The organism is Enterobacter sp. BNK-16 (assembly GCF_048684955.1).
In the GTDB taxonomy this organism is placed as follows: Bacteria; Pseudomonadota; Gammaproteobacteria; order Enterobacterales; family Enterobacteriaceae; genus Enterobacter; species Enterobacter bugandensis.
The window spans coordinates 86,841-113,463 of the sequence record NZ_JBLQTQ010000001.1 but is presented as its reverse complement, the minus strand read 5'-3'; the positions used below and the strand labels follow the sequence as shown (position 1 = coordinate 113,463).

Genomic DNA, 26,623 nt, shown 5'->3' with positions numbered 1-26,623 from the left:
ATGTTACGACTGTTACGCAACGAACCTCGCGCCGCGCTTCTGCTGCTGGCTCTGGTAATGGCAAACCTGCTGGCCTGGGGATGGGCATGGCACTCTTTTAGCGGCAGCACGGCGCTGATGGCCGCCAGCCTGCTGGCGTGGTGCTACGGGCTGCGCCATGCGGTGGATGCCGACCACATCGCGGCCATTGATACCGTGACGCGTAAGATGATGCAGCAGGGCAAACGCCCGTGCGGGGTGGGGGCGTGGTTCTCGCTGGGGCACTCCACCATTGTGGTGCTGGCCTCCATTGCCATCGCCGCCACCGCCACGGCGTTTCAGAAAAACATGGAATGGTTCCACGAAACCGGCAGCCTGATTGGCACTGCGGTATCCGCCACCTTCCTGCTGGCGATGGCGCTGGTGAATATGGTGATCCTGCGCGGCGTCTGGCGCAGTTTCCAGGCGCTGAAAAAGGGCCAGACGGTGCAGGGTGACGTCACGCTGCCTGCCCAGGGGGGCGTTATGAACTGGCTGTTCGGTAAAACCTTCCGCCTCGTCAATAAAAGCTGGCAGATGTATCTGGTGGGTTTCCTGTTTGGCCTCGGGTTTGACACTGCCACCGAAATTGGCGTGCTGGGGATCTCCGCCGCCAGCGCCTCCAGCGGGATGTCCGTGTGGTCAATCATGATCTTCCCGGCGCTCTTCGCCAGCGGCATGGCGCTGGTGGATACGCTCGATAACCTGCTGATGGTCGGTGCCTACGGCTGGGCGTTTGATAAACCGCAGCGCAAGCTCTACTACAACATGACCATCACCGGCACCTCCGTGGTGGTGGCGCTGTTTATCGGCGGGCTGGAAGCGCTGGGCCTGCTGATGGATAAATTTGCCCTCAGCGGCGGCATCTGGGATCTGATCGGCGCGGTAAATGACAACCTGGGCAACGCCGGGTTTGTGGTTGTCGGGCTGTTCGTTGCCTGCTGGCTCATCTCCATGGCCAACTATCGCTGGCGCGGCTACGACGCGCTGGTGGTGCGTTCCTGAACTCCCCACCCTGTTTTACCCGGCGGCGCTACGCTTGCGCGGGTCTGCATGTAGGCCGGGTAAGCGGAGCGCCACCCGGCAATACGAGGGTTAAGCAGGCAGCGATTTCAGCAGCGCGAAAGCCTCCTTCATCCTGTCTTCGCTGACGACAAAGGCGCGTATCTGACCGTCTGCATCGGTGCCGCGCGCCACCATGCCCTGCGGCGAAAGGGCAATCTGCCAGTCCAGATCCCGACGCTGCGTTTCACCTGCAAGATGCAGCGGCAATTCCGGCGTTTTGACCTTTACCAGCATGGCGGGTAATTTCAGCGGCGCGCTGCCGCCGAGCAGGTTTTTTGCCAGATACATGGCGCTTAATTGTATCGGCTGCAGGAAGGGCAGCACCTGGCCGTTAATTTCCGCGCAGTCGCCCAGGGCATAAATATCCGGCCGCGTGGTTTGCAGGTAGCTATTTACCTTCACGCCGCGGTTTATTTCAGCCCCTGCGCGATGCGCCAGCGCGGTTTCCGGGCGCAGGCCCGTCGCGGCAACCACCGCATCCACTTCTACGCTGCGGCTTCGGCCGAGCGTGGCACGGATACCGCCTTCGGTTTTGCTCAGGCTTTGTAGCTGCGATTTCAACATCAGATGCACGCCCATATCGGTCAGACGATGCTGTAAGCGACTGCTTACTTCTGCGGGCATCAGCGCCGACAGAATGCTCGCTGCGTGGTCAACCAGGGTCACGGATTTTCCCGCCCGACATAAGTCCATCGCCAGCTCGGTGCCGATCAGCCCGCCGCCGACAATCATCACCCGTTGCGCATCGCGTAACAGGGTTTCGCTGCCCTGATACTCCTGCTGGCTGTTGAGGGTAATCATCAGCTCGCGGCCCTCAACCGGCGGCACAAACGCAGATGCCCCGGTCGCCAGCACCAGCCTGTCGTACTGCCAGGTATGATCTTTCGCTTTCACCACATGGGCGTCGGCGTCAATATCCGTAACCCAGGTGTACGGAAACAGGCGCAGGTTGAACTGCTCTGCGAACTCCCCCGCCGTCTGGCGGGTGAGTTCGTCGGCGCGCTGATTCTGGCTGATGACGTGGCTTAAATCAGGCTTGTTGTACTCGTCCATGCTGTCGGCGGCGATCAGCGTCAACGGCACGTTTGCATCCTGTTTGCGGATATTTTTCACCAGCTGGCGGGCAGCAAAGCCCGAGCCGATGATAACGATGCCGTGGCTCATTTTGCCTCCGTTGCCAGTTCATCAAAGACGTCTTTGCCGAGGGAGCATTCCGGGCAGAGGAAGTTGTCCGGCACCTCGCTCCACGGCGTGCCCGGGGCAACATCCTGCAGCGGCTCGCCCCGTTCCGGGTCGTAAATCCACTGGCATACGCTGCACTGCATGCAAGGCCCGAGGTCGGCAGCGACGGCTTCCGCTTCGGCTTCCGGCGGAACCGCCGCGGCGGGGGCGGTTTCCGGCAGCGGGGCGAGCGCCCACTGACGGGCGATGTCGCGGCCATGCTGGCGGCAGATTTCCAGCGCGTCGATATCCGGACGCCATTTCGCCTTCAGGCTCATGGACATCTCAAAACCCGCATCCTGTAAACGGGTGGAAAGACGGTCTACCGCGCCGCCGCTCCAGCCGTGAGAGCCAAAGGCGCTGGCGCGTTTGTTACGAAAGCGCAGGCCGGTCATCTCTTCCACCAGGCCGGCAATCTTCGGCATCATCACGTTATTCATGGTGGAGGTACCCACCAGCACGCCTTTGGAGCGGAAGACGTTGGTCAATACCTCGTTCTTATCGCTGCGCGCCACGTTGAAGATTTTCACCGCCACGTTCGGGTCAACTTCATTGATACCCTGGGCAATCGCGTCCGCCATCATGCGGGTGTTGTTGGACATGGTGTCGTAGAAGATAGTGATGCGGTCTTCCTGGTAATCCGCGGCCCACTTCAGGTACAGCTCGACGATCTGGGTGGGGTTTTCACGCCACACCACGCCGTGGGAGGTGGCAATCATGTCCACCGGCAGGTTGAAGCCGAGGATCTCGGTAATTTTAGGCGTCACCAGACGGCTGAACGGGGTCAGGATGTTGGCGTAGTAGCGCTGACACTGTTCGAACAGCTCGGTCTGATCCACTTCATCATTAAACAGGCGTTCGTCGCAGTAGTGCTGGCCGAAGGCGTCGTTGCTGAACAGCACCGCGTCGCCGGTCATGTAGGTCATCATGCTGTCCGGCCAGTGCAGCATCGGGGTTTCGACGAAGATCAGCTGCTTGCCGTTGCCGATATCCAGCGTGTCGCCGGTTTTTACGGTGTGGAAGTTCCACTCCGGATGGTGGTGGTGGCCGTTAATTGAATCAATGGCGTTGGTGGTGCAGTAGATTGGGGTATCCGGAATGTGGGACATCAGTTCGGTCAGCGCCCCGGCGTGGTCCTCTTCCGCATGGTTGATGATGATGTAGTCGATGTCATTCAGGTCGATTTCACCGCGCAGGTTCTGCACGAACTCACGGCTGAATTTGTGATCGACGGTATCGATCAGGACGTTTTTACCTTCGCGAATGAGATAGCTGTTGTAGCTGCTGCCGCGCAGCGTTTTGTATTCCGTGCCGTGAAAATCACGTACTTCCCAGTCACGTTGACCCACCCAATGAATGTTATTTTTAACCAGAATAGACATAGCAACCTCAACTTAATACAGCGTTTTCAAAGAAGATGGTTTGCTTATATCAAGTTGCGTGCCAACTTTTTAACTTATTAATATTCAATAAGTTGTGATTTAACGCCCCATAATGAGTAGTCATTATGACTATCCTAAAAAGAGTCAATATGACATTATGCATTGTCAAAATGACAGTGAGGCAGACATGAGCTTTTCCGTAGACGTCCTGGCGAAGATCGCCATAGAACTGCAAACCGGTATCGGCCATCAGGACCGCTTTCAGCGCCTGATCTCCACGCTGCGCCACGTGCTGGATTGCGATGCGTCGGCGCTGCTGCGTTACGAAGGGCGGCAGTTTATTCCGCTGGCTATCGACGGCCTGGCGAAGGACGTACTCGGGCGGCGCTTTACGCTGGAGGGCCACCCGCGTCTGGAAACCATCGCCCGCGCGGGCGACGTGGTGCGTTTCCCGGCAGATAGCGATCTGCCCGATCCGTACGACGGCCTGATTCCGGGGCAGGAGAGCCTGAAGGTGCACGCCTGTATTGGCCTGCCGCTGTTCGCCGGGCAGAATCTGATTGGCGCATTAACCCTCGACGGGATGTCGCCGGATCAGTTCGACACCTTCAGCGACGAAGAACTGCGCCTGATTGCGGCGCTGGCCGCCGGGGCGCTGAATAATGCGCTGCTGATAGAGCAACTGGAGAGCCAGAATATTCTTCCCGGTAGCCCGACGGCGTTTGAGCCGGTGGCGCACACCGAGATGATCGGCCTTTCACCGGGCATGGCGCAGCTCAAAAAAGAGATTGAGATTGTTGCCGCGTCCGATCTGAACGTGCTGATCTTCGGAGAGACTGGTACCGGTAAGGAGCTGGTGGCGAAGTCCATCCATGAAGCTTCGCCGCGCGCGGTCAACCCGCTGGTGTACCTCAACTGCGCCGCGCTGCCGGAAAGCGTGGCGGAGAGCGAGCTGTTCGGTCACGTCAAAGGGGCGTTTACCGGGGCCATCAGCAACCGCAGCGGCAAGTTTGAAATGGCCGATAACGGCACGCTGTTTCTTGATGAGATTGGCGAGCTTTCCCTTTCACTTCAGGCCAAGCTGCTGCGCGTATTGCAGTACGGCGACATCCAGCGCGTGGGGGATGACCGCAGCCTGCGGGTGGACGTGCGGGTCCTTGCTGCGACCAACCGGGATCTGCGCGAAGCGGTGCTGGCCGGGCAGTTCCGCGCCGACCTGTTCCATCGCCTGAGCGTGTTCCCGCTGTCCGTGCCGCCGCTGCGTGAGCGCGGAGACGACGTGGTGCTGCTGGCGGGTTATTTCTGCGAACAGTGCCGTCTCAAAATGGGGCTGTCCCGCGTGGTGCTTAGCCCGGGGGCGAGAGCGCATCTGCTCAGCTACGGCTGGCCGGGCAACGTGCGCGAGCTGGAGCATGCGATTCACCGCGCGGTGGTGCTGGCGAGGGCGACGCGCTCGGGGGATGAAGTGGTGATTCATGCGCGCCATTTTGCGCTGCATGAGGAAAATGCTCCGACCGTGAAGCCTGCTGTGCCTGAGATCGCAATCGAAAACCTGCGCGAAGCGACGGAAGAGTTTCAGCGTCAGATGATTACCCGCGCGCTGGAGCAGAATAACCGCAGCTGGGCGGCGTGCGCGCGGGCGCTGGAGATGGACGTCGCCAACCTGCACCGGCTGGCGAAGCGTCTTGGGCTGAAGGGTTAAATAATCCCGGCCTGGTAGAAGTCCTGCAGGTTGATAGCGCCGCACAGCCTGCCGTGCTCGTCCACCACCGGTGCGGCAGTGATTTTGCGCTTCATCAGCACCTCTTTGGCTTCAATGGCGCGGCTGTCGGCGTTGAGCGTCAGCCCGCCTTTGGTCATGGCGTCAGACACGTTTGTTTCCAGCCTGCCGCCGCCCACCAGCCAGCGGCGCAGGTCGCCGTCGGTGAACACGCCCTTCACGTTTCCGCCGTCATCGCATACCGCCACCAGCCCCAGACCGGTGCGGCTCAGCTCCAGCATCGCGTCCATCACGCTGGTATCGAGTTTGACCTGCGGAATGGCATCGTCAGTGCGCATCAGATGGTGAACCTTGTTGAGCAGTCGCGCGCCGAGCGCACCTGCCGGATGCGAACGGGCAAAATCTTCCTCATTGAATCCGCGCGCCTGCATTACCGCCATCGCCAGCGCGTCGCCCATCATCAGGGTGTTAACGGTGCTGGAGGTGGGGGCGAGGTGCATCGGGCAGGCTTCACGCTCAACGGAAATATCCAGCGTCGCTTTGGCGGCCAGCGCCAGCGGCGAGCGGGGTTTCCCGGTCATCGCTAGCAGGGCGACAGATTTTTCCTGCAGGCGCGGAATAATCAGATCCAGCTCTTTGGCCGAACCGGAGTAAGAGATAAACAGCATCACGTCGCGGCTTTCGATCATCCCGAGATCGCCGTGCAGCGCCTCTGCCGGATGCACGAAGAACGCCGGGGTTCCGGTGCTGGCGAGCGTCGCGGCAATCTTCTTGCCGATATGGCCGGATTTACCGATGCCCGCCACAATCACTTTGCCTTCGCAGTGGATAATGGTGTTGGCGGCGCGGACAAAATCCTCGCCCAGACGTTCCGGCAGGCGGCTGGCTTCCTGCAGCTCCAGCATCAGCGTCTGGCGGCCCGTTTCTAACAGAAAATCACTCATCTCTTTCTCCGGTTACGATCACGTCGATCCCTTTCTCTTCCAGCGCTTTTTTGAACGCCGGATCGATACCCGCGTCGGTAATCAGCTTATCAACGCTTTCGAGGCTACAGACAATATTGGGGCTTTTGCGGCCAAACTTCGACGAGTCGGCCATTAAAATCACTTCCCGCGCGGCGTTACACATGGCTTTGCTGACGCTGAACACCTCGTTAAACGTCGTGACGCCTGCGTTCAGGTCGATGCCGTCGGTGCCCATAAACAGTTTATCGAAGCTGAAGTGGTCGAAAGCGTTCTCCGCCAGCTGGCCGTGAAAGGACGCCGATTTTTTGCGGAAGGTGCCGCCGGGCATCAGGATGGTCTGCTCGCTGTCGAACTCCGACAGCGCGTTGACGATGTGCAGGCTGTTGGTCATCACCGTGATGTTGTTAAAGCGGCTGAGCAGGGGGATCATCTGCAGGACGGTACTGCCTGCGTCGAGGATGATGGAATCGCCGTCCTGGATAAATTTCACGGCGGCTTCGGCAATCAGCGCTTTCTGGTGGGTATTGATCAGCGTTTTGTGATCGATTGGCGGGTCCGCTTCGTCCTTGTTGAGAACCACGCCGCCATAGGTGCGAATCACGGCGCCAGAGTTTTCGAGCAATACCAGGTCCTTGCGTATTGTCGTGCCGGTGGTGTCAAAGTAGTGGGCCAGATCCTCTACCGAGCATTTTCCCTGCTTTTGTAGATGTTCGAGAATGGCCGCCTGCCGCTGACGTGGTTTCATAGGCGCTTCGTTCCTTAGGTTGCGAAATGATAATTTCGCAAGTCTATAACTTTCACAACGAAATTATCCATGTTTCAGATTGAGCGCTAATGATAGTGCATTCTGACAGAGTGGATCATGGGGAAAGATCACATCAGGCTGCAATTCCTGTAACAAGAGGCCGTTGATTGCCTGGATTTTGGCCGGACGGGCAAATACCGTCATGCCACGCATGAGGAGGGAATCGCACACCCGGTCGTGCTCGTCCAGCGCTACAGCGACGACCACGCGCGGTTTAAAGCGTCCGCCGGAACGCCCGACGCCGACGCGGCCCTTCTGACACAGCGCATCAAACGCGCGGTTAAACTGGTGGATCTGCCAGCCGCCAAACGCCATCTGGCACAGCCAGGCGAGGGCAGCGACGGTGATGAGTGCGGTTACCATATCGACTCCTTGTTTTGTTCCCTCTCCCGGTGGGAGAGGGTTAGGGTGAGGGCATCAGGCCGCTCGATCAGAACATCACCTGCCCACCGGTCACGTTAATCGACTGTCCGGTGCAGTACGACGCTTTCGGACTGGCGTAAAACAGCAGCATGTTCAGCACGTCCTGATAGTCACACCCGCGCTTCAGCGGCACTTTATCGATGTAGTACTGCTCCACTTCCTCAGCCTTGATGCCGAGCTTGGTGGCGTACTGCGGCAGCAGGGACTGGAACATCGGCGATTTCAGCAGGTTGCCCAGCATCAGCGAGTGCACGGTAATCCCGTATTCGGCCAGATCCAACGCCAGGGACTGCGTCAGCCCCACGCCGCCAAACTTCGCCGCGCTGTACCCGGAGTTGTGCTTGCTGCCCACTTTCCCGGATTTTGAGTTGATCTGAATGATGCGCCCCTGAATGCCGTCGCGGATCATCAGGCGGGAAAACTCGCGGGCACAGAGGAAATAGCCCACCAGATTCACCTGCAGCGAACGGTCAAAATCCCCCAACTCGAAATCGCTGATAAACGCCGCTTTCGCAATCCCCGCGCTGTAGACCAGCAGGTCGGTGCGCCCAAAAATCTCGTCCACGCCGCGGGCCAGCGCCATCACGCTCTGCTCGCTGGTGGCGTCGGCACCAAACCCGTATGCCATCCCTTCGCCAAACTCGGTGTTAATGGTGTCCGCCACGCGGGCGGCTTTTTCACTCTGAATGTCCACTACCGCCACGCGGTAGCCCTCTGCGGCAAGCCCACGGCAGAGGAACTCGCCTAAGGTTTGTCCCCCACCAATGACAACGGCAACCTGACTCATGTGACTCTCCTTAATTACGCAACAAATTTTAACGTGCAGCCTGGGGTGACAGACTGCGGAACCGGGCCATCCACGTGAACCGTACCGGGGTATTCCGCCTGCGGCTGGCCGTCGAAGCGCAGGGTGATGTGGCCGAGCTCGCGCAGGTTTTGCTCCGCCACGTCGCCGACGGCGGTGACGGCATAGCGCGCCTCGCCCAGCTCCAGCTGGCTTCCGGCCTTCAGCTCGCCGTTCAGTTCGCCGTGGCAGTGGATAAAGCAAAACTCTTCGATATCCGCCGGAGCGCCTTCGCGGAAGGTGATCAGCATCTGGTCGCTCAGCGCGTCCGCTGCGCTCTGGCCGATGCGGGTAATGGTGGTCTGGTAAATGACGTTCATTGCAGGAACCTCTTATTGATAGATAAAGCCGGAGACAAACCAGGCAATCAGCACCGTCGGCGCGCCCGTCAGGAAGCGGCTCACCAGCACGGACGGCACGCCCACGCGCACGGTGTCCTGGCGCGCTTCGGCCAGCGACAGCCCCACGGGGATGAAGTCGCACGCCGCCTGGGCGTTAATGGCAAACAGGGCGGGCAGGGCGAGGTGCGGGGGAATGTTGCCCAGACCAATCTGCACCCCTATCAGCACGCCGATGACCTGGGCAATCACCGCGCCCGGGCCGAGGAACGGCGACAGCAGCGGGAAGGAGCAGATCAGCGCCAGCGTCACCAGCCCGAGCGGGTGGCTGGCGAGCGGGGCGAGGCCATGGGCAATCCAGTCGCCCAGACCGGACGCCATGATGATGCCGATCAGCGCCGAGACGAACGCCATAAACGGCAGAATCGTTTTCAGCACCGTGTCGATAGTGTCGCGCCCGGACTGGAACAGCACCGCCACGGCGGAGCCCATCCCCATCCCGACCTTTGCCAGCAGGCCGTCGCTCTGCTCGGTGATTTTCTTGCTGGTGTCGTACTCGCGCGGGGCTGCTTTTTGCGGCGCGGCAGTGCCATTCACCAGAGTGATGTTGTCCTCCTTCACGCCCGAGACATAAATGTCCTCAAGGATGTACTGCGCCAGCGGGCCGGATTTCCCGGTGGAGTGAATATTCACCGTCGGAATGCGGCGCTTCGGATAGATGCCGCAGCGCAGCGTGCCGCCGCAGTCAATCACCGCCACGCCAATGTCCGCTTCCGGCGGCTCGCCCTCTTTAAAGCCGTCAACCGCTTCCCAGCCGGTCAGCTCGCGCAGCTTGTCGACAATCGCCGGGCGCGTGCCCGCGGTGATGTAGACGATCTTTTTGCCTTCGGTGGCGTCGAACTCCAGCGGGCCGCCCCAGCCGCCCGTGCCTTTCTCAATGCGGATCCGGTTCATGCTGTCGCTCCTGAAAGATGGACCTTCTGTTCAAGCTGGATGCCCATTTTTTTCTCGAAAATAGCGGTGGTGAGGTCAGTCACCCAGCCGCGGAAGAAGTTGGTCACCAGGCCAACCAGCAGGTAGCTCACCGCCAGCGGGCCGAGCGGCAGGCCAAGCGTGGTCAGGCCGCTGGCGATCCCGAGATAGACAAACAGCTCTCCGGGGTTGATGTGCGGGAACAGGCCGTTCATCGAGTGGCAACTGTAGGAGGCGGCGGCGTAGTAGCTCGGCTTGTATTTTTCCGGCATAAAGCGGCCGAGGCTTAAGGTCATCGGGTTACAGAAAACAAAGGTGCCGATGAATGGCAATATCAGGTAGCGGGACAGCGGGTTACCGGCGCAGCGCTGGGCAAAGCGTTCGATGCGCTGCTGGCCGATAAAGTTGATCAGCGCGTTCATGATCACCAGCAGGCTGATCAGCAGGGGCAGGATCCCGGTCACCATGCCGGTGAACACTTCTCCGCCTTTCTGAAACAGCCCGATGAACCACTCGGCGCCGTGGGTGATGGTCTCTATCATTCTTCTCTCCTGTGGGGCTTTTTTGTTTTTGTATAACTGCGGCTAATAATAATCACTTTGAAAGGTTTTAAAGTGTTAATTAGATCTCACAATGAAAGAAAAATGTATTATTTTGAAAGTTAATTGATGGGGTGAATGATTTTCGGTGGAAAAAAGCGCGGATTTGCGTTGTGGAGGCGCGTACCGCTTCCTTGAGGTGTTGCGGATGCTTTACCATACTGGATTCTTATCGAACCCGTTAAATGGATGTCTCATGTTCAAGCGTCGTTATGCAGCGCTGTTGCCTGCGCTTATCCTGCTGTCTGCCTGTAGCAGCAAACCTAAGACCGAAGCCGTTCAGCAAACGGCGGGCGCGCCTTCCGGGGGATTCCTGCTGGAGCCGCAGCACAATATGATGCAGATGGGAGGCGACTTCGCGAATAACCCGGCGGCCGAGCAGTTCATCGATAAAATGGTGAGCAAACACGGTTTCGACCGCCAGCAGCTGCATGAAATTTTGTCTCAGGCGAAGCGTCTGGACTACGTTCTGCGCCTGATGGACAGGCAGGCACCGTCCGCCCAGGTGCCGAGCGGGCCGAACGGCGCATGGCTGCGCTACCGCAAACAGTTTATTACCCCGGACAACGTGCAAAACGGCGTGGCGTTCTGGAACCAGTATGAAGATGCGCTCAACCGCGCGTGGCAGGTTTACGGCGTGCCGCCGGAAATCATCGTCGGGATTATCGGCGTAGAGACCCGCTGGGGGCGCGTGATGGGCAAAACCCGCATCCTCGACGCACTGGCGACACTCTCCTTTAACTACCCGCGCCGCGCGGAGTATTTCTCTTCCGAGCTGGAAACCTTCCTGCTGATGGCGCGCAACGAGCAGGACGATCCGCTCGATCTGAAAGGGTCATTTGCCGGCGCGATGGGCTACGGCCAGTTTATGCCGTCCTCCTATAAGCAGTATGCCGTCGACTTTAACGGGGATGGTCACATTAACCTGTGGGATCCGGTGGATGCCATCGGCAGCGTGGCGAACTACTTTAAAGCACACGGCTGGACGCCGGGCGGCCAGGTTGCCGTGCAGGCGAACGGCGAAGCGTTTGGTCTGGAAAACGGCTTTAAAACCAAATACAGCGTTGCGCAGCTGACGGCGGCAGGCTTAACGCCAACCCAGCCGCTGGGCAATGTTGACCAGGTGAGCCTGCTGCGTCTGGACGTGGGAACCGGCTACCAGTACTGGTACGGCATGCCGAACTTCTACACCATCACCCGCTACAACCATAGCACCCACTATGCGATGGCGGTGTGGCAACTGGGGCTGGCGGTATCGCAGGCTCGCGTCCCGGCGGCGTCGCCGTTTAGTCAGTAACTCGCCTTATTCCGCCCTCTCCCTGTGGGAGAGGGCACCCGCGCGCACCTCTTTCCCGCAGAAACATTTCGCCACACTCCCATTTCATTCCCGCCGTTTACATCTTCATCGCCTTTCATTATTGTTATGTTATAACATTATTTTTGAGTTGAAATATCCATGTCCCTGTTTTCTCTCTCATCCCCGATTCGGCTGCTGCTGGCGATGGTGCTCATTCTGTTTCTCGGGCTGGCCGTGCGCTGGGCGGTGGCGCTGCCATGATCGTGATGAACGCACTGGTTGCGGGCTACGACCGCCAGCCCGTCACGCGTCCGCTTTCGGGCGGGATTGAACGCGGCAGCATGACCGCGATTATCGGCGCCAACGGCTGCGGCAAATCCACGCTGCTGAAAACCCTCGCCGGATTTATTCCGCCCGTCAGCGGCAGATTTCACTGGCAGGGTAGACGACCAGTAATCGGATGGCTGGCCCAGCGTCACGCGCTGGAAGCACAGTTTCCGCTGACCGTGCAGGACGTGGTGAGCATGGGCTGCTGGCCCGGAATTTCGCTTTTCGCCGGTTTTCGTCGCGAAGCGCGTCTGCGCATTAGTGGTGCACTTGAGCGCGTGGGGCTGGAGTCGATGGCGCTCTCCACCATTGATGAACTCTCCGGCGGCCAGTTTCAGCGCATGCTTTTTGCCCGCGTGTTAGTACAGCAGGCGCCGCTGGTGATGCTCGACGAGCCCTTCACCGGCGTTGATGAAGCGACCTGCAACGTGCTGATGGATCTGATGCTGGAGATGTATATGCAGGGGCAAACGCTGCTCGCGGTACTGCACGACAGCGAGCGTGTGGCGCGCCACTTCCCGCAGACGCTGCGGCTGGATACTGACGCCCCCCAGTGGAAAACCGAACGGGTGAGGGTGGCATGATCTGGCACACATTCTTCCAGCCGTTTATCGAATTCGGCTTTATGCGCCGCGCGCTGGTGGTTTGCCTGGCGCTCTCCGTCAGCACCACCGCGCTCGGCGTGTTTCTTCAGCTGCGCCGGATGAGCCTGATGGGCGATGCGCTTTCTCACGCCATTTTGCCCGGCGTCGCCGTGGGGTATTTGCTCAGCGGGATGTCGCTGTTGGCTATGACCGTCGGCGGGTTTATCGCCGGGATTGCCGTTGCGCTGGTGGCCGGGCTGGTCAGCCGCCGCACGCCGCTGAAAGAGGATGCCAGCTTTGCCGGTTTTTACCTGGGGTCACTGGCGCTGGGCGTCACGCTGGTATCTCTGCGCGGCTCGAATGTCGATTTGCTGCATCTGCTGTTTGGCTCAATCCTCGCGGTGGACAACGACGCCGCGCTGTTTGTGACCGGCGTGTGCATCTTCACCCTTATCATGCTGGCCCTTTTTTACCGCGGGCTGGTGACGGAGGCGTTTGACACCGCCTGGCTGCAGGTGAATGCCCGCTGGCTACCCGGCGTATTGCACGGTCTGTTTCTGGCGCTGCTGGTCCTGAACCTGGTGGCCGGTTTTCAGGTGCTCGGCACGCTGATGGCCGTCGGGCTGATGATGCTCCCGGCGGTGGCGGCGCGCTGTTGGGTCCGCACCTTACCCGGATTACTCCTGATGGCTGGTATCAGCGGTATTTTCTGCGCGTGGCTGGGGCTAAGCCTCTCCTGGGCGGCAAGTTTACCCGCGGGGCCATCTATTGTGCTGACCGCCAGCGCGCTGTTCTTTATTTCCGTTTTATTTGGCACGCGCAGCAGGCTGGCTGGCAGCCTGCGGGCGCTTTATTAACGCAAGGGGAAACGATGAAAAGTACAGGATTAATCATGGCGCTAGCGCTGGGGATGATGTCGCATAGCGTGATGGCGAAAACGCTGAATGTGGTCACCAGCTTTTCGATACTGGGGGATATCGCGCAGGAGGTGGGGGGCGATCGTGTAAACGTGACGACGCTGGTGGGGCCGGACGGCGATCCGCATACCTTCGAACCGTCGCCTAAGGACAGCGCGGCGCTGAGCAAGGCTGACGTGGTCGTGGTCAACGGTTTGGGGCTGGAAGGCTGGCTCGACCGCCTGGTGAAAGCCTCCGGGTTCAAAGGCCAGCTGGTCGTTGCCTCAAACGGGGTGAAAACCCACACGCTTGAGGAAGATGGAAAGACCGTGACCGATCCGCACGCCTGGAACAGCGCCGCGAACGGTGCGCTGTATGCGCAAAATATTCTGAACGGGCTGGTGAAAGCCGATCCGGAAGACAAAGCGGCGCTGGAGGCTTCAGGAAAACCATACATTGCGCAACTGACTCAACTGGACAGCTGGGCCAAAACGCGCTTTAGCCAGATCCCGCAGGAAAAGCGCAAAGTGCTGACCAGCCATGACGCGTTTGGTTATTTTGGCCGCGCTTATGGCGTAACCTTCATGGCACCTCAAGGACTCTCTTCAGAGAGCGAGGCCAGCGCGTCTCAGGTGGCGGAGATTATCAAGCAGATTAAAGCCGACGGCGTGAAAACGTGGTTTATGGAAAACCAGCTCGATCCGCGTCTGGTGAAGCAGATTGCGTCGGCGACGGGCGTACAGCCGGGCGGCGAACTTTACCCGGAAGCCCTGTCGGCAAAAGGTGGGGCAGCAGACACCTACGTTAAGGCGTTTCGCCATAATGTCGATACGCTTGCGAACAGCATGAAATAATATTTTTACAGCCGGTGTGCCCGCACCGGCTTTTTTCTGAAGCCCCCTCGTAAAACCTGAAGCGCATCCCCATATCTGACGAGAAAGTGCTATCTTGTGCTGCACGTTTTTCTCAAGCCTGGAGCAAGAATGACTGACCATGAATTGATGCAGCTTAGCGAGATCGTTGGCCTTGCCCTGAAGCAGCGTGGCGCGACTATTACCACCGCGGAATCCTGCACCGGCGGCTGGGTGGCGAAAGCGATTACCGATATCGCCGGCAGTTCCGCCTGGTTTGAACGTGGCTTTGTGACCTACAGTAACGAAGCTAAAGCGCAGATGATTGGCGTGCGCGAAGCCACGCTGGAACAGCATGGCGCGGTCAGCGAACCGGTTGTCATTGAAATGGCCATTGGCGCGCTGAAAGAGGCACGGGCAGATTACGCCATTTCCATCAGCGGCATCGCGGGGCCGGACGGCGGCAGCGACGTGAAGCCTGTCGGCACCGTCTGGTTCGGGTTTGCCACGTCCAAAGGGGAAGGGATCACCCGCCGGGAGTGCTTCAGCGGCGATCGCGAAAGCGTGCGTCGTCAGGCTACCGTTTATGCGTTAAAAACGCTCTGGCAACAATTTCTACAAAATACTTGATACTGTATGACTATACAGTATAATTGCACCAACAGAACAGAAGTCCATGGTGAAGCGCAGTTGCTTCTCCCGGCATGACAGGAGTAATAATGGCTATCGACGAAAACAAACAGAAAGCGTTGGCGGCAGCACTGGGCCAGATCGAAAAGCAATTCGGTAAAGGCTCCATCATGCGCCTGGGTGAAGACCGTTCCATGGATGTGGAAACTATCTCCACCGGTTCGCTTTCTCTGGATATCGCACTGGGCGCGGGCGGTTTGCCGATGGGGCGTATCGTAGAAATCTACGGTCCGGAATCCTCAGGTAAAACGACGCTGACCCTGCAGGTTGTTGCAGCGGCGCAGCGCGAAGGTAAAACCTGTGCGTTTATCGATGCCGAGCACGCGCTGGACCCGGTCTATGCCCGTAAGCTGGGCGTTGATATCGACAACCTGCTGTGTTCCCAGCCGGACACCGGCGAGCAGGCGCTGGAAATTTGTGACGCGCTGGCACGTTCCGGTGCGGTTGACGTGATCATCGTCGACTCCGTTGCGGCGCTGACGCCAAAAGCGGAAATCGAAGGTGAAATCGGTGACTCTCACATGGGCCTCGCGGCACGTATGATGAGCCAGGCGATGCGTAAGCTGGCCGGTAACCTGAAGCAGTCCAATACGCTGCTGATCTTCATCAACCAGATCCGTATGAAAATTGGTGTGATGTTCGGTAACCCGGAAACCACCACCGGTGGTAACGCCCTGAAATTCTACGCCTCTGTCCGTCTGGATATCCGCCGTATCGGCGCGGTGAAAGAGGGCGAGAACGTGGTGGGTAGCGAAACCCGCGTGAAGGTTGTGAAGAACAAAATCGCAGCACCGTTCAAACAGGCTGAATTCCAGATCCTCTACGGCGAAGGTATCAACTTCCTCGGCGAGCTGGTTGACCTGGGCGTGAAAGAGAAGCTGATTGAAAAAGCGGGCGCCTGGTACAGCTACAACGGTGACAAGATTGGTCAGGGTAAAGCGAATGCTATCTCCTGGCTGAAAGAGAACCCGGCTGCGGCGAAAGAGATTGAGAAGAAGGTGCGTGAGCTTCTGCTGAACAACCAGGACTCCAAACCTGATTTCGTGGTGGATGCCGCGGATGCTGAAGAAACCAACGAAGACTTTTAAGTCTCTCGTGTAAAGATGAAGGGCTGCTGACGCGGCCCTTTTTGCATTTCTGATTCTGCAGGTTTTTTATGAGTGAACCGACATCACGCCGACCCGCCTACGCGCGCTTGCTGGATCGTGCGGTACGCATTCTCGCCGTGCGCGACCACAGTGAACAGGAGCTGCGGCGGAAGCTGTCAGCGCCCGTCATGAGCAAAAACGGGCCGGAGGAGATTGATGCCACTGCGGAAGACTACGACCGCGTGGTGGCCTGGTGCTATGAGCATCATTACCTGGACGATGACCGGTTTGCCTCGCGTTTTCTCGCCAGCCGTGGTCGCAAAGGGTATGGGCCCGCGCGCATCCGCCAGGAGCTGAACCAGAAAGGGGTAGCCAGAGAGTCCATCGAAAAAGCGATGCGCGAAAGCGACATCGACTGGTGCGAACTGGCAAAAGAGCAGGCGATTCGTAAGTACGGCGAACCGTTGCCGCGTGAATTTTCAGAAAAAGTCAAAATCCAGCGCTTTTTGCTCTACCGCGGCTTTCTGATGGAAGATATTCAGGATATCTGGCGTAATTTTGCCGATTGAACGCATGCGGGATTTTACTTCCCACTAAAGAAAACTTATCTTATTCCCACTTTTTCCAGTAGCTGGTCCGTCCAACGGTTTACCGATACAGGCTGGCTACGACATTTCGTTAGCTTGATTTCAGGATAATTATGAGCAAGAGCACCGCTGAGATCCGTCAGGCGTTTCTCGATTTTTTCCATAGTAAGGGACACCAGGTTGTTGCCAGCAGCTCCCTGGTACCGAACAACGATCCGACTCTGCTGTTTACCAACGCCGGGATGAACCAGTTCAAGGATGTGTTCCTTGGTCTCGACAAGCGTAATTATTCCCGCGCCACAACCTCACAGCGTTGCGTGCGTGCGGGCGGTAAACACAACGACCTGGAAAACGTCGGTTACACCGCGCGCCACCACACCTTCTTCGAAATGCTGGGTAACTTCAGCTTCGGCGACTACTTCAAACATGATGCCATTCAATACGCATGGGAGCTGCTGACCGGTGAAAACTGGTTCAACCTGCCGAAAGAGCGTCTGTGGGTGACCGTCTACGAAACCGATGACGAAGCGTTCGAAATCTGGGAAAAAGAAGTGGGTATCCCGCGCGAGCGTATTATTCGCATCGGTGATAACAAAGGCGCGCCATATGCGTCTGATAACTTCTGGCAGATGGGCGACACCGGTCCTTGCGGTCCGTGCACCGAGATCTTCTACGATCACGGCGACCATATCTGGGGCGGCCCTCCAGGCAGCCCGGAAGAAGACGGCGATCGCTATATTGAGATCTGGAACATCGTCTTCATGCAGTTCAACCGCCAGGCTGACGGCACCATGGAGCCGCTGCCGAAGCCATCCGTTGATACCGGTATGGGCCTGGAGCGTATCGCCGCGGTTCTGCAGCACGTTAACTCCAACTACGAGATTGACCTGTTCAGCACTCTGATCAAAGCCGTTGCGAACGTTACCGGCGCGACCGATCTGAACAACAAATCGCTGCGCGTTATCGCAGACCATATTCGTTCCTGTGCGTTCCTGATTGCCGACGGCGTTATTCCGTCGAATGAAAACCGTGGCTACGTGCTGCGTCGTATCATTCGCCGTGCGATCCGTCACGGCAACATGCTGGGCGCGAAGGACACCTTCTTCTATAAACTCGTTGGGCCACTGATTGGCGTGATGGGGTCAGCCGGCGACGAGCTGAAACGCCAGCAGGCGCAGGTTGAGCAGGTTCTGAAAACCGAAGAAGAGCAGTTCGCTCGTACGCTGGAGCGCGGTCTGGCGCTGCTGGACGAAGAACTGGCGAAGCTTAAGGGCGACACGCTGGATGGCGAAACCGCTTTCCGCCTGTACGACACCTACGGCTTCCCGGTTGACCTGACGGCGGACGTTTGCCGCGAGCGCAACATCAAAGTTGATGAAGCAGGCTTTGAAGCCGCGATGGAAGAGCAGCGTCGTCGTGCGCGTGAGTCCAGCGGTTTCGGTGCAGACTACAACGCGATGATCCGCGTTGATAGCGCGTCTGAATTCAAAGGTTATGAAGCGCTGGAACTGACCGGCAAAGTGACCGCCCTGTTTGTTGACGGTAAAGCCGTAGACAGCATCAGCGCGGGTCAGGAAGCCGTCGTCATTCTGGACAAAACGCCGTTCTATGCGGAATCCGGCGGTCAGGTTGGCGATAAAGGCGAACTGAAAGGCAACGGTTTTAGCTTCAGCGTCAGCGACACCCAGAAATACGGTCAGGCGATCGGTCACCAGGGCAAACTGGTATCCGGTTCTCTGAAAGTGGGCGAGGGCGTACAGGCTAACGTTGATGAAGCACGCCGTGCGCGCATTCGTCTGAACCACTCTGCAACCCACCTGATGCACGCAGCCCTGCGCGACGTGCTGGGTACCCACGTTGCACAGAAAGGTTCTCTGGTAAACGATAAAGTGCTGCGCTTCGACTTCTCGCATTTTGAAGCGATGAAGCCGTCTGAAATTCGCGCGGTGGAAGACCTGGTGAACGCGCAGATCCGTCGTAACCTGCCAATTGAGACCCACATCATGGATCTTGAGGACGCGAAGAAAAAAGGTGCGATGGCGCTGTTTGGCGAGAAATATGACGAGCGCGTTCGCGTGCTGAGCATGGGCGACTTCTCTACCGAACTGTGCGGCGGTACTCACGCCTCGCGCACCGGTGACATCGGCCTGTTCCGCATTGTTTCCGAATCCGGTACGGCTGCAGGTGTGCGTCGTATTGAAGCGGTGACCGGTGAAGGCGCAATCGCCAGCCTGCATGCGCAGAGCGATCAGCTGCACGACATCGCGCAGCTGCTGAAAGGCGATAGCCAGAATCTGGGCGAGAAAGTGCGCGTTGCGCTGGATCGCACGCGTCAGCTGGAAAAAGAGCTGCAGCAGCTGAAAGAGCAGGCTGCGGCGCAGGAGAGTGCAAACCTCTCCAGCAAGGCTGTAGACATTAAGGGCGTCAAACTGCTGGTCAGCGATCTGGCGGGCGTTGAGCCTAAGATGCTGCGTACTATGGTCGACGATCTCAAGAACCAGCTTGGTTCTACCGTTATCGTGCTGGCGACAGTGGCAGAAGGTAAGGTTTCTCTGATTGCGGGCGTCTCTAAGGATGTGACCGACCGCGTTAAAGCAGGGGAACTGATTGGTATGGTCGCTCAGCAGGTGGGCGGCAAGGGTGGCGGTCGTCCGGACATGGCGCAAGCCGGTGGTACGGATGCGGCGGCACTTCCTGCGGCATTAGCCAGCGTTGAAAGCTGGGTAAGCGCGAAACTGTAATAACTACAAAGCACAAGCAGACGCCATAGCGGCAACGTTATGGCGTCTTGTTCACTGTGCTATCGATAACGATAAAGTCAGGTTGAGTTTGTGTATATCGGCTAAACTTACGTTTAACAGAATGTGATGCCGTGACTGCTTACACTTTACGTGTTTGTCATCGCTTACTTTTTGGCGTTATATGATGGATAATGCCGGGATACAAGAGACCCGACTCTTTTAATCTTTCAAGGAGCAAAGAATGCTGATTCTGACTCGTCGAGTTGGTGAGACCCTCATGATTGGGGATGAGGTCACCGTGACAGTTTTAGGGGTAAAGGGTAACCAGGTACGTATTGGTGTTAACGCTCCTAAAGAAGTATCTGTCCACCGTGAAGAGATCTACCAGCGTATCCAGGCTGAAAAATCCCAGCAGTCCAGTTACTGATATTGTCGCGTCTCGCTGTCGGGCGAGACGCAACCCTCCCGCTATTTTTCCTGCTCAAAGTTACCGTTTAATTTCAATCGCTCTCTTTTTAACCACTCTGTTACCCTTAACTCATCTCAATACCGCCATTTCGGCAGATGTTTTCTGTGGCGTTGCCTGCAAAATCCGCTTATAAAACACCCTCTTTGCGGCTTTTACATGCGAATTGCGTGTGATTTGTGCAAACGATAAAAGCTTTTGGAAAATTGTTTGACTTATAAGTCCCAGAAAGTAATATATGCGCCACGCAGCGACGAGAAGCTCTTAACGAGTTGCTCGAAGCACTCGAAAGAGGCGTTGTGTGGTGAGGTGGCCGAGAGGCTGAAGGCGCTCCCCTGCTAAGGGAGTATGCGGTCAAAAGCTGCATCCGGGGTTCGAATCCCCGCCTCACCGCCATTTTGCATCCGTAGCTCAGCTGGATAGAGTACTCGGCTACGAACCGAGCGGTCGGAGGTTCGAATCCTCCCGGATGCACCATCTATTACTTCATATTGCTTTCGAAGTGATATGAATATCGAGCAGTACAGTAGTAAATCCCGATGCATCCGTAGCTCAGCTGGATAGAGTACTCGGCTACGAACCGAGCGGTCGGAGGTTCGAATCCTCCCGGATGCACCATTTACTATTTCTGAAAGCAGTTCCCTGATGCATCCGTAGCTCAGCTGGATAGAGTACTCGGCTACGAACCGAGCGGTCGGAGGTTCGAATCCTCCCGGATGCACCATTTACTGTTTCTAAAAGCATTTCCCCGATGCATCCGTAGCTCAGCTGGATAGAGTACTCGGCTACGAACCGAGCGGTCGGAGGTTCGAATCCTCCCGGATGCACCATCTTCTCTTCTTTTGTCTATTCCTTCGACGTTCCGTCAGCAATCACACTCTCTGTCAGCGACAAAAACCCCCTTTTACGATAAAGTAATGCTTTGTTAATCGTTTAGCGAGAGCACGATGTACGCACAGTATGACGGTTTGATCTTCGACATGGATGGCACCCTCCTGGATACTGAACCCACGCATCGTCAAGCCTGGACCGAGGTCCTTGGCCGCTACGGCATGCGTTTCGACCTTCAGGCGATGATTGCCCTCAACGGATCCCCAACCTGGCGTATTGCGCAGGCCGTGATTGAACTGAATCAGGCCGATCTCGACCCACACCTTCTCGCGCGTGAAAAAACCGATGCGGTAAAAGCCATGCTTTTAGATACCGTACGCCCTCTGCCACTGATTGATGTGGTAAAAGAGTGGCACGGGCGTCGCCCGATGTCTGTCGGGACGGGCAGCGAGAGCGCGATAGCAGAAGCGTTGCTCAACCATCTTGGCCTGCGCCACTATTTTTCTGCCGTGGTGGCCGCCGATCATGTTAAAAATCACAAGCCCGCGCCGGACACCTTCCTGCTTTGCGCAGAATTAATGGGCGTACCGGCGGCAAAATGCGTCGTGTTTGAAGATGCCGACTTCGGTATTCAGGCCGCGCGTGATGCCGGAATGGCGGCGGTGGATGTGCGCTTACTGTGAGTGACGCGCTGTCACTTGCCTCATTATTCGCCAGCAGTTTTCTAAGCGCCACGCTGTTACCGGGAAATTCGGAAGTGGTACTGGTGGCGATGCTGTTGTCCGGCGTGAGTCAGCCCTGGCTGCTTGTATTAATAGCAACAATGGGTAATAGCCTTGGAGGGCTGACTAACGTTATTCTTGGGCGTTTCTTTCCGCTGCGCGAAAAATCGCGCTGGCAGGAAAAGGCAGTCGGCTGGCTAAAACGCTATGGCGCTGCCACGCTGTTATTAAGCTGGATGCCTGTAATAGGCGATTTACTGTGTCTGCTGGCGGGATGGATGCGCATCTCCTGGGGACCGGTGCTCTTTTTTTTGTGCCTTGGCAAGGCGTTGCGCTATGTTCTCGTGGCGTGGGCAACACTACAGGGTATGACGTGGTGGCACTAATTGGTGGAATGAATACGCGACCTTCAATCGTCAACCATTACAATTATGCTGAGTAACATTACTTTGACAGGCGGGAGGTCAATTTGATCCCGGACGTATCTCAGGCGCTGGCCTGGCTGGAAAACCACCCTCAGGCTCTGAAGGGTATTCAGCGTGGTCTTGAGCGTGAAACGCTGCGCGTTAACGCGGACGGTAGCTTAGCGACGACGGGTCACCCGAAGGCGTTAGGCTCGGCGCTGACACATAAATGGATCACAACCGATTTCGCTGAAGCGCTGCTGGAGTTCATTACGCCGGTGGACGGCGATATTGATCATATGCTGACGATCCTGCGCGACATCCATCGCTACACCGCGCGCAATCTCGGCGATGAACGTATGTGGCCGCTCAGCATGCCGTGCTATATCGAGCAGGGCCAGGAGATTGAGCTGGCGCAGTACGGCACGTCAAACATTGGTCGGCTGAAAACGCTCTATCGCGAAGGTCTTAAAAATCGCTACGGCGCGCTGATGCAGACGATCTCTGGCGTGCACTACAATTTCTCTTTGCCGATGGCGTTCTGGCAGGCGAAGGGGGGAGATACGGATAAAGAAGCGATCTCCGCCGGTTATTTCCGTCTGATCCGCAACTATTACCGTTTTGGCTGGGTGATTCCGTATCTGTTTGGCGCGTCGCCTGCCATTTGTTCATCGTTCCTGCAGGGGAAACCGACTACGCTGCCGTTCGAAAAAACCGAGTGTGGCATGTACTATCTCCCGTACGCGACTTCTCTGCGCATGAGCGATCTGGGCTATACCAATAAATCGCAAAGCAATCTCGGTATTACGTTTAACGAATTGCACGAATATGTGGCAGGATTGAAGCGGGCGATTAAAACTCCGTCGGAAGAGTACGCGAAAATCGGCCTCGAAAAAGACGGAAAGCGCCTGCAAATCAACAGCAACGTATTGCAGATTGAAAACGAACTGTATGCGCCAATTCGTCCGAAGCGCGTGACGCGCAGCGGTGAAACGCCGTCGGATGCGCTGCAGCGCGGCGGCATTGAATACATTGAAGTGCGCTCGCTGGACATCAACCCGTTCTCACCGATTGGCGTTGACGAGCAGCAGGTTCGCTTCCTGGATCTGTTTATGGTCTGGTGCGCGCTGGCGGATGCGCCGGAAATGAGTTCAGACGAACTGCTTTGTACGCGCACGAACTGGAACCGCGTGATTCTGGAAGGCCGTAAACCGGGTCTGACGCTGGGTATTGGCTGCGAAACGGCGCAGTTCCCGCTGGCTAAGGTAGGTAAGGATCTGTTCCGTGACCTGAAGCGTGTTGCCCGCACTCTGGACAGCATCGACGGCGGCGACGCGTATCAACAGATTTGCGACCAGCTGGTTGAATGCTTTGATAACCCGGAACTGACGTTCTCTGCGCGCATTTTGCGCACCATGATCGAGCAGGGGATTGGCGGCACGGGGCGTTCACTCTCAGCGGAGTACCGTGAGATGCTGATGCAGGAGCCGTTAGAGATCCTGAGCGAAGCGGATTTTGTCGCGGAGCGCGACGCGTCCCTGGTGCGTCAGAAAGAGGTTGAAGCGGCGGATACGGAGTCGTTTGAGGCGTTTCTGGCGAAGCAGGCTTAAGCAGAAAAGAAAAAGGCCACATCGCTGTGGCCAAAATATACATCTCTGAATTCAGGGATGATGATAACAAATGCGCGTCTTTCATATACTCAGACGTGCATTCTGTAGAAGAGTTCAGTTTATTTTAAAAAAAATCACTATCGGAGGTGACGTATGCCGTTATTAGATAGCTTTACTGTCGACCATACCCGTATGGAAGCACCTGCAGTCCGCGTGGCGAAGACCATGCACACCCCGCACGGCGACACGATCACCGTCTTCGATCTGCGCTTCTGCGTGCCGAATAAAGAAGTGATGCCGGAGAAAGGCATTCACACCCTGGAACACCTGTTCGCCGGTTTCATGCGTGACCACCTGAACGGCAACGGCGTTGAGATCATCGACATCTCTCCGATGGGCTGCCGTACCGGCTTCTACATGAGCCTGATTGGTCAGCCTGAAGAGAAACGCGTCGCCGATGCGTGGAAAGCGGCGATGGAAGACGTGCTGAAAGTGAAAGAGCAGAACCAGATCCCTGAGCTGAACGTTTACCAGTGCGGCACTTACCAGATGCACTCTCTGGAAGAAGCCCAGGAAATTGCCCGTCACATCATCGAGCGTGACGTTCGCGTAAACAGCAATGAAGAGCTGGCCCTGCCAAAAGAAAAACTGCAGGAGCTGCACATCTAGTATTGTGCCTGTGGATGCCCGGTGGCGCTTCGCTGGCCGGGCCTACAATCCTCATGACGACAACCACCACCTTCTCCTTTACCCATCGCCCGCTTGTGCCGTTTTCGCATGATTATGCTCATGGCGATAGCGAGCCGTGGCATGAGCACGACTGCGCGCAGCTGCTGCACAGTCTGACGGGCGTCGTGCGGGTCGATACCGCATCCGGCTGCTGGGTAGTGCCGCCCGGGCGCGGCGTCTGGCTACCGGCGGGGACACAGCACTCGCTTCGCATCACCGGCAACGTTGCAGCCCGCACGCTGTTTATCGATCCGCTGGCGCGAGCCGATCTCCCGGCGACCTGTCAGATCGTGCAGATCTCCCCGCTGCTGCGCGAGCTGATCCTCACCTCCCTGACGCTACCTGAGTCGTACTCGCCGGGAAGCCGTGACGAGCGCGTGTATGAGCTCATTCTGGATGAAATTCGCATCATGCCGGTGCTGCCGTTTCACCTGCCGGAACCGGAAAGTGAAGCGTTACGCCAGCTGTGTCGGCAGGTCCGTCAGTTACCAGCTGAAAGCTGGAGCGGTCAACAGAGCGCGAGCTTGCTCGGCATGAGCGAGCGTACGCTGAACCGCCATTTTCAGCAGCAGACCGGGTTAAGCTACGGCGAGTGGGTGAGAAGGGCGCGCCTGCTGGAAGCCTTAGTGCGGCTGGCGCAGGGCCAGCCGGTGCTGCGCGTGGCGCTGGATCTGGGATACGGCAGCCACAGCGCCTTTACGGCGATGTTCCGCCGGACGATGGGTATCTCACCCAGCGATTACTTTAAGAACGACTGACGGCGTTAAACAGCGCCTGAAGCGACGCGCGCGCCACGTCGCTGTCAATGCCCACGCCCCAGCTGCTGGTGCCGTCCTGGAACAGGCAGCGGATATAGGCCACCGAACGGCTGTCGCTGCGTTCGCCCAGCGTATGTTCGTGATAATCCTTAATCACAAACGGCGCGTTGACCCAGCGGCTCAGGCCCTGCGCGGCAGCGGAGAGCAGACCGTTGCCCTGACCCTCCAGCTGGCGCGTTCCCCCCTGCGTGACGACGCTTGCCGTCAGCCGCAGCTGGCCGTCCTGCTGGCCGTCGCTGCGGTAGGATTGCAGCGCCAGCTGCGGGGTCGTTACCAGCCCGTAGCGGGTGCGGAATAGCTGCCACAGCGCGTTCTGCGTCATTTCTTTCCCGTGGCGATCCGTTTCATGCTGCACGTGCTGGCTAAAATCCTGCTGCAGGGCGCGGGGCAGCTTCAGGCCGTGGTTTTGCTCAATAAGCCAGGCGCTGCCGCTTTTTCCTGACTGGCTGTTCACGCGGATCACCGCTTCGTAGGTGCAGCCGATGTCCTGCGGATCGACGGGCAGATAGGGCATCTCCCAGCGATCGCCAGGCCTGCGGGCATCAAAGCCTTTCTTGATGGCGTCCTGGTGCGAGCCGGAGAAGGCGGTATAGGCCAGCCGTCCTGCCCACGGATGGCGCGGATGGACAGGCAACTGGTTGCAGGCCTCTACCGTTTCGACCACCCGATTCATATCGCTAAAGTCCAGATTGGGACTAATGCCCTGGCTGTAGAGGTTCATCGCCAGCGTTACCAGGCAAACGTTGCCCGTGCGTTCGCCGTTGCCAAAAAGGCAGCCCTCTACGCGGTCGGCCCCGGCCATCACCGCCAGCTCCGCGCTGGCGACGCCCGTTCCGCGGTCGTTATGCGGATGCACGCTGATGCACACGTCGCGGCGGCGGCTGAAGTGGCGGCAGAAATACTCGATCTGGTCGGCATAGACGTTCGGCGTACTGACCTCGACGGTAGCGGGTAAATTGATCACCATTGGCCGTTCATCGCACGGCTGCCAGATCTCCGCCACGGCTTCACAAATCTCCAGCGCAAACTCCGGCTCGGTAAAGCAGAAGGTTTCCGGGGAGTACTCGTACTGCCAGCGGGTTTCAGGGTTCTCTTCACAAAGCTGGCGGATAAGCCGCGTGGCGCGGGTGGCCAGTTCGACGATCTGCGCTTTCTCCATACCGAACACCAGGCGGCGGAACAGCGGGGCGGTGGCGTTATACAGATGGACGGTGGCCTGCTTCGCGCCGCGCAGGGATTCAAAAGTACGATGGATGAGATCTTCCCGCGCCTGTGTTAACACCTGAATCGTGACGTCATCCGGAATGCGGTTCTCTTCGATAAGCTGGCGGACAAAGTTGAAGTCGGTCTGCGAGGCGGACGGGAAGGCGACCTCAATCTCTTTAAATCCGCAGCCCAGCAGCAAATCCCAGAACTGCAGCTTGCGCGCACTGTCCATCGGCTCGGCAAGCGCCTGGTTGCCGTCGCGTAAGTCTGTCGAGAGCCAGCGCGGCGCGCGGGTGATGGTCTGCTCCGGCCAGCGGCGGTCGGGCAATGAAACGGTGGGATAAGGCTGGTATTTGTCGGCGGGTGTGTTCAGCATGATGCGCTCCTGTTGTCTTTTCACTATCGTGAATTGATTTCAGGAGCG

General features: G+C 57.8%; 26 protein-coding genes and 5 tRNA genes. 21 read left to right on the top strand and 10 right to left on the bottom strand.

All coding sequences use genetic code 11. The features are described 5' to 3' along the window. Entirely contained in the window at positions 1-1,023 is a 1,023-nt protein-coding gene (locus ACMGGH_RS00560; protein ID WP_045261259.1) for a HoxN/HupN/NixA family nickel/cobalt transporter, read from the top strand. A 90-nt stretch (positions 1,024-1,113) separates the two neighbouring features. On the opposite strand, the gene norW is transcribed toward ACMGGH_RS00560, so the two are convergent. Next, positions 1,114-2,247, bottom strand: coding sequence for an NADH:flavorubredoxin reductase NorW (gene norW / locus ACMGGH_RS00555; RefSeq protein ID WP_232948862.1), 1,134 nt, complete (start codon positions 2,245-2,247; stop codon positions 1,114-1,116). Continuing rightward, on the bottom strand, positions 2,244-3,686 hold the full coding sequence (gene norV, locus ACMGGH_RS00550; RefSeq protein WP_232948863.1) for an anaerobic nitric oxide reductase flavorubredoxin: 1,443 nt from the start codon (positions 3,684-3,686) through the stop codon (positions 2,244-2,246). The genes norW and norV overlap by 4 nt, the downstream gene beginning before the upstream one ends. A gap of 187 nt (positions 3,687-3,873) precedes the next feature. Between norV and norR the strand changes: the two genes are divergently transcribed. Further along, positions 3,874-5,388, top strand: coding sequence for a nitric oxide reductase transcriptional regulator NorR (gene norR / locus ACMGGH_RS00545; protein ID WP_193532027.1), 1,515 nt, complete (start codon positions 3,874-3,876; stop codon positions 5,386-5,388). On the opposite strand, the gene gutQ is transcribed toward norR, so the two are convergent. The 7 genes from gutQ to srlA all read right to left on the bottom strand — a co-directional run bounded on the left by gutQ (position 5,385) and on the right by srlA (position 10,295). Next, positions 5,385-6,350: an arabinose-5-phosphate isomerase GutQ gene (gene gutQ / locus ACMGGH_RS00540; RefSeq protein ID WP_041908497.1), complete on the bottom strand. Its 966-nt coding sequence runs from the start codon at positions 6,348-6,350 to the stop codon at positions 5,385-5,387. The genes norR and gutQ overlap by 4 nt on opposite strands. After that, complete coding sequence (gene srlR, locus ACMGGH_RS00535) at positions 6,343-7,116, bottom strand: glucitol operon DNA-binding transcriptional repressor SrlR (protein WP_010434430.1); 774 nt, start codon at positions 7,114-7,116, stop codon at positions 6,343-6,345. The genes gutQ and srlR overlap by 8 nt, the downstream gene beginning before the upstream one ends. A gap of 63 nt (positions 7,117-7,179) precedes the next feature. Continuing rightward, positions 7,180-7,539 carry a transcriptional regulator GutM gene (gutM, locus tag ACMGGH_RS00530; RefSeq protein WP_028014197.1) on the bottom strand — a complete coding sequence of 120 codons (360 nt, stop codon included), beginning with the start codon at positions 7,537-7,539 and terminating at the stop codon, positions 7,180-7,182. A gap of 67 nt (positions 7,540-7,606) precedes the next feature. Next, a complete protein-coding gene (gene srlD / locus ACMGGH_RS00525) occupies positions 7,607-8,386 on the bottom strand; it encodes a sorbitol-6-phosphate dehydrogenase (RefSeq protein ID WP_023294411.1) in 780 nt (259 codons plus the stop codon). A gap of 14 nt (positions 8,387-8,400) precedes the next feature. Next, complete coding sequence (srlB, locus tag ACMGGH_RS00520) at positions 8,401-8,763, bottom strand: PTS glucitol/sorbitol transporter subunit IIA (protein WP_041908503.1); 363 nt, start codon at positions 8,761-8,763, stop codon at positions 8,401-8,403. Between the two features lie 12 nt (positions 8,764-8,775). Then, positions 8,776-9,735, bottom strand: a complete 960-nt coding sequence (srlE, locus tag ACMGGH_RS00515) for a PTS glucitol/sorbitol transporter subunit IIB (RefSeq protein WP_045261264.1) — start codon at positions 9,733-9,735, stop codon at positions 8,776-8,778. Next, positions 9,732-10,295 (bottom strand): PTS glucitol/sorbitol transporter subunit IIC, encoded by a 564-nt coding sequence (srlA, locus tag ACMGGH_RS00510; protein ID WP_003862164.1) that lies wholly within the window; start codon positions 10,293-10,295, stop codon positions 9,732-9,734. The genes srlE and srlA overlap by 4 nt, the downstream gene beginning before the upstream one ends. A gap of 253 nt (positions 10,296-10,548) precedes the next feature. Here srlA and mltB point away from each other — a divergent pair, with 253 nt between their 5' ends. From mltB to ACMGGH_RS00415, 19 genes are all read left to right on the top strand, one after another. Beyond that, a complete protein-coding gene (gene mltB, locus ACMGGH_RS00505) occupies positions 10,549-11,649 on the top strand; it encodes a lytic murein transglycosylase B (protein WP_168733281.1) in 1,101 nt (366 codons plus the stop codon). Positions 11,650-11,906: 257 nt separating this feature from the next. Further along, positions 11,907-12,560 carry a metal ABC transporter ATP-binding protein gene (locus ACMGGH_RS00500; protein WP_232948864.1) on the top strand — a complete coding sequence of 218 codons (654 nt, stop codon included), beginning with the start codon at positions 11,907-11,909 and terminating at the stop codon, positions 12,558-12,560. Beyond that, a complete protein-coding gene (locus ACMGGH_RS00495; RefSeq protein ID WP_188246054.1) occupies positions 12,557-13,417 on the top strand; it encodes a metal ABC transporter permease in 861 nt (286 codons plus the stop codon). Before ACMGGH_RS00500 ends, ACMGGH_RS00495 begins: the two co-directional genes overlap by 4 nt. A 14-nt stretch (positions 13,418-13,431) precedes the next feature. Then, positions 13,432-14,310 (top strand): metal ABC transporter substrate-binding protein, encoded by an 879-nt coding sequence (locus tag ACMGGH_RS00490; RefSeq protein ID WP_232948865.1) that lies wholly within the window; start codon positions 13,432-13,434, stop codon positions 14,308-14,310. A gap of 129 nt (positions 14,311-14,439) precedes the next feature. Beyond that, complete coding sequence (pncC, locus tag ACMGGH_RS00485; protein ID WP_028014190.1) at positions 14,440-14,937, top strand: nicotinamide-nucleotide amidase; 498 nt, start codon at positions 14,440-14,442, stop codon at positions 14,935-14,937. An 89-nt stretch (positions 14,938-15,026) separates the two neighbouring features. Beyond that, entirely contained in the window at positions 15,027-16,085 is a 1,059-nt protein-coding gene (gene recA / locus ACMGGH_RS00480; protein WP_028014189.1) for a recombinase RecA, read from the top strand. Positions 16,086-16,153: 68 nt separating this feature from the next. Next, a complete protein-coding gene (gene recX, locus ACMGGH_RS00475; RefSeq protein ID WP_061097291.1) occupies positions 16,154-16,654 on the top strand; it encodes a recombination regulator RecX in 501 nt (166 codons plus the stop codon). Positions 16,655-16,785: 131 nt separating this feature from the next. Next, complete coding sequence (alaS, locus tag ACMGGH_RS00470) at positions 16,786-19,413, top strand: alanine--tRNA ligase (protein ID WP_028014187.1); 2,628 nt, start codon at positions 16,786-16,788, stop codon at positions 19,411-19,413. Between the two features lie 241 nt (positions 19,414-19,654). After that, positions 19,655-19,840 (top strand): carbon storage regulator CsrA, encoded by a 186-nt coding sequence (gene csrA / locus ACMGGH_RS00465; protein ID WP_000906486.1) that lies wholly within the window; start codon positions 19,655-19,657, stop codon positions 19,838-19,840. Positions 19,841-20,182: 342 nt separating this feature from the next. Continuing rightward, positions 20,183-20,275, top strand: a tRNA-Ser gene (locus tag ACMGGH_RS00460). Between the two features lie 4 nt (positions 20,276-20,279). Next, positions 20,280-20,356, top strand: a tRNA-Arg gene (locus ACMGGH_RS00455). 64 nt (positions 20,357-20,420) lie between these two features. Next, positions 20,421-20,497 (top strand) — tRNA-Arg (locus ACMGGH_RS00450). A gap of 29 nt (positions 20,498-20,526) precedes the next feature. Further along, positions 20,527-20,603: transfer RNA gene (locus tag ACMGGH_RS00445), tRNA-Arg, on the top strand. A gap of 29 nt (positions 20,604-20,632) precedes the next feature. Beyond that, positions 20,633-20,709: transfer RNA gene (locus tag ACMGGH_RS00440), tRNA-Arg, on the top strand. Between the two features lie 117 nt (positions 20,710-20,826). Next, entirely contained in the window at positions 20,827-21,393 is a 567-nt protein-coding gene (yqaB, locus tag ACMGGH_RS00435; protein ID WP_045260897.1) for a fructose-1-phosphate/6-phosphogluconate phosphatase, read from the top strand. After that, positions 21,390-21,818 carry a YqaA family protein gene (locus ACMGGH_RS00430; protein WP_008499541.1) on the top strand — a complete coding sequence of 143 codons (429 nt, stop codon included), beginning with the start codon at positions 21,390-21,392 and terminating at the stop codon, positions 21,816-21,818. The genes yqaB and ACMGGH_RS00430 overlap by 4 nt, the downstream gene beginning before the upstream one ends. An 83-nt stretch (positions 21,819-21,901) precedes the next feature. Continuing rightward, on the top strand, positions 21,902-23,446 hold the full coding sequence (gene gshA / locus ACMGGH_RS00425) for a glutamate--cysteine ligase (protein WP_045260896.1): 1,545 nt from the start codon (positions 21,902-21,904) through the stop codon (positions 23,444-23,446). 153 nt (positions 23,447-23,599) lie between these two features. Next, positions 23,600-24,115 (top strand): S-ribosylhomocysteine lyase, encoded by a 516-nt coding sequence (luxS, locus tag ACMGGH_RS00420; protein ID WP_008499539.1) that lies wholly within the window; start codon positions 23,600-23,602, stop codon positions 24,113-24,115. 53 nt (positions 24,116-24,168) lie between these two features. Next, positions 24,169-24,933 (top strand): AraC family transcriptional regulator, encoded by a 765-nt coding sequence (locus ACMGGH_RS00415; protein WP_232948866.1) that lies wholly within the window; start codon positions 24,169-24,171, stop codon positions 24,931-24,933. Here the strand turns inward: ACMGGH_RS00415 and leuA are convergent. After that, on the bottom strand, positions 24,920-26,575 hold the full coding sequence (leuA, locus tag ACMGGH_RS00410; protein ID WP_232948867.1) for a 2-isopropylmalate synthase: 1,656 nt from the start codon (positions 26,573-26,575) through the stop codon (positions 24,920-24,922). The two genes, ACMGGH_RS00415 and leuA, sit on opposite strands and share 14 nt — an antisense overlap. Between the last annotated feature and the right edge of the window lie 48 nt (positions 26,576-26,623).

What these genes read in the sequence shown, in the direction of transcription:
- ACMGGH_RS00560 (WP_045261259.1), top strand. Translation starts at nt 1, where the DNA reads ATGTTACGACTGTTACGCAACGAACCTCGCGCCGCGCTTCTGCTGCTG.
- norW (WP_232948862.1), bottom strand. Translation starts at nt 2,247, where the DNA reads ATGAGCCACGGCATCGTTATCATCGGCTCGGGCTTTGCTGCCCGCCAG.
- norV (WP_232948863.1), bottom strand. Translation starts at nt 3,686, where the DNA reads ATGTCTATTCTGGTTAAAAATAACATTCATTGGGTGGGTCAACGTGAC.
- norR (WP_193532027.1), top strand. Translation starts at nt 3,874, where the DNA reads ATGAGCTTTTCCGTAGACGTCCTGGCGAAGATCGCCATAGAACTGCAA.
- gutQ (WP_041908497.1), bottom strand. Translation starts at nt 6,350, where the DNA reads ATGAGTGATTTTCTGTTAGAAACGGGCCGCCAGACGCTGATGCTGGAG.
- srlR (WP_010434430.1), bottom strand. Translation starts at nt 7,116, where the DNA reads ATGAAACCACGTCAGCGGCAGGCGGCCATTCTCGAACATCTACAAAAG.
- gutM (WP_028014197.1), bottom strand. Translation starts at nt 7,539, where the DNA reads ATGGTAACCGCACTCATCACCGTCGCTGCCCTCGCCTGGCTGTGCCAG.
- srlD (WP_023294411.1), bottom strand. Translation starts at nt 8,386, where the DNA reads ATGAGTCAGGTTGCCGTTGTCATTGGTGGGGGACAAACCTTAGGCGAG.
- srlB (WP_041908503.1), bottom strand. Translation starts at nt 8,763, where the DNA reads ATGAACGTCATTTACCAGACCACCATTACCCGCATCGGCCAGAGCGCA.
- srlE (WP_045261264.1), bottom strand. Translation starts at nt 9,735, where the DNA reads ATGAACCGGATCCGCATTGAGAAAGGCACGGGCGGCTGGGGCGGCCCG.
- srlA (WP_003862164.1), bottom strand. Translation starts at nt 10,295, where the DNA reads ATGATAGAGACCATCACCCACGGCGCCGAGTGGTTCATCGGGCTGTTT.
- mltB (WP_168733281.1), top strand. Translation starts at nt 10,549, where the DNA reads ATGTTCAAGCGTCGTTATGCAGCGCTGTTGCCTGCGCTTATCCTGCTG.
- ACMGGH_RS00500 (WP_232948864.1), top strand. Translation starts at nt 11,907, where the DNA reads ATGATCGTGATGAACGCACTGGTTGCGGGCTACGACCGCCAGCCCGTC.
- ACMGGH_RS00495 (WP_188246054.1), top strand. Translation starts at nt 12,557, where the DNA reads ATGATCTGGCACACATTCTTCCAGCCGTTTATCGAATTCGGCTTTATG.
- ACMGGH_RS00490 (WP_232948865.1), top strand. Translation starts at nt 13,432, where the DNA reads ATGAAAAGTACAGGATTAATCATGGCGCTAGCGCTGGGGATGATGTCG.
- pncC (WP_028014190.1), top strand. Translation starts at nt 14,440, where the DNA reads ATGACTGACCATGAATTGATGCAGCTTAGCGAGATCGTTGGCCTTGCC.
- recA (WP_028014189.1), top strand. Translation starts at nt 15,027, where the DNA reads ATGGCTATCGACGAAAACAAACAGAAAGCGTTGGCGGCAGCACTGGGC.
- recX (WP_061097291.1), top strand. Translation starts at nt 16,154, where the DNA reads ATGAGTGAACCGACATCACGCCGACCCGCCTACGCGCGCTTGCTGGAT.
- alaS (WP_028014187.1), top strand. Translation starts at nt 16,786, where the DNA reads ATGAGCAAGAGCACCGCTGAGATCCGTCAGGCGTTTCTCGATTTTTTC.
- csrA (WP_000906486.1), top strand. Translation starts at nt 19,655, where the DNA reads ATGCTGATTCTGACTCGTCGAGTTGGTGAGACCCTCATGATTGGGGAT.
- yqaB (WP_045260897.1), top strand. Translation starts at nt 20,827, where the DNA reads ATGTACGCACAGTATGACGGTTTGATCTTCGACATGGATGGCACCCTC.
- luxS (WP_008499539.1), top strand. Translation starts at nt 23,600, where the DNA reads ATGCCGTTATTAGATAGCTTTACTGTCGACCATACCCGTATGGAAGCA.
- ACMGGH_RS00415 (WP_232948866.1), top strand. Translation starts at nt 24,169, where the DNA reads ATGACGACAACCACCACCTTCTCCTTTACCCATCGCCCGCTTGTGCCG.
- leuA (WP_232948867.1), bottom strand. Translation starts at nt 26,575, where the DNA reads ATGCTGAACACACCCGCCGACAAATACCAGCCTTATCCCACCGTTTCA.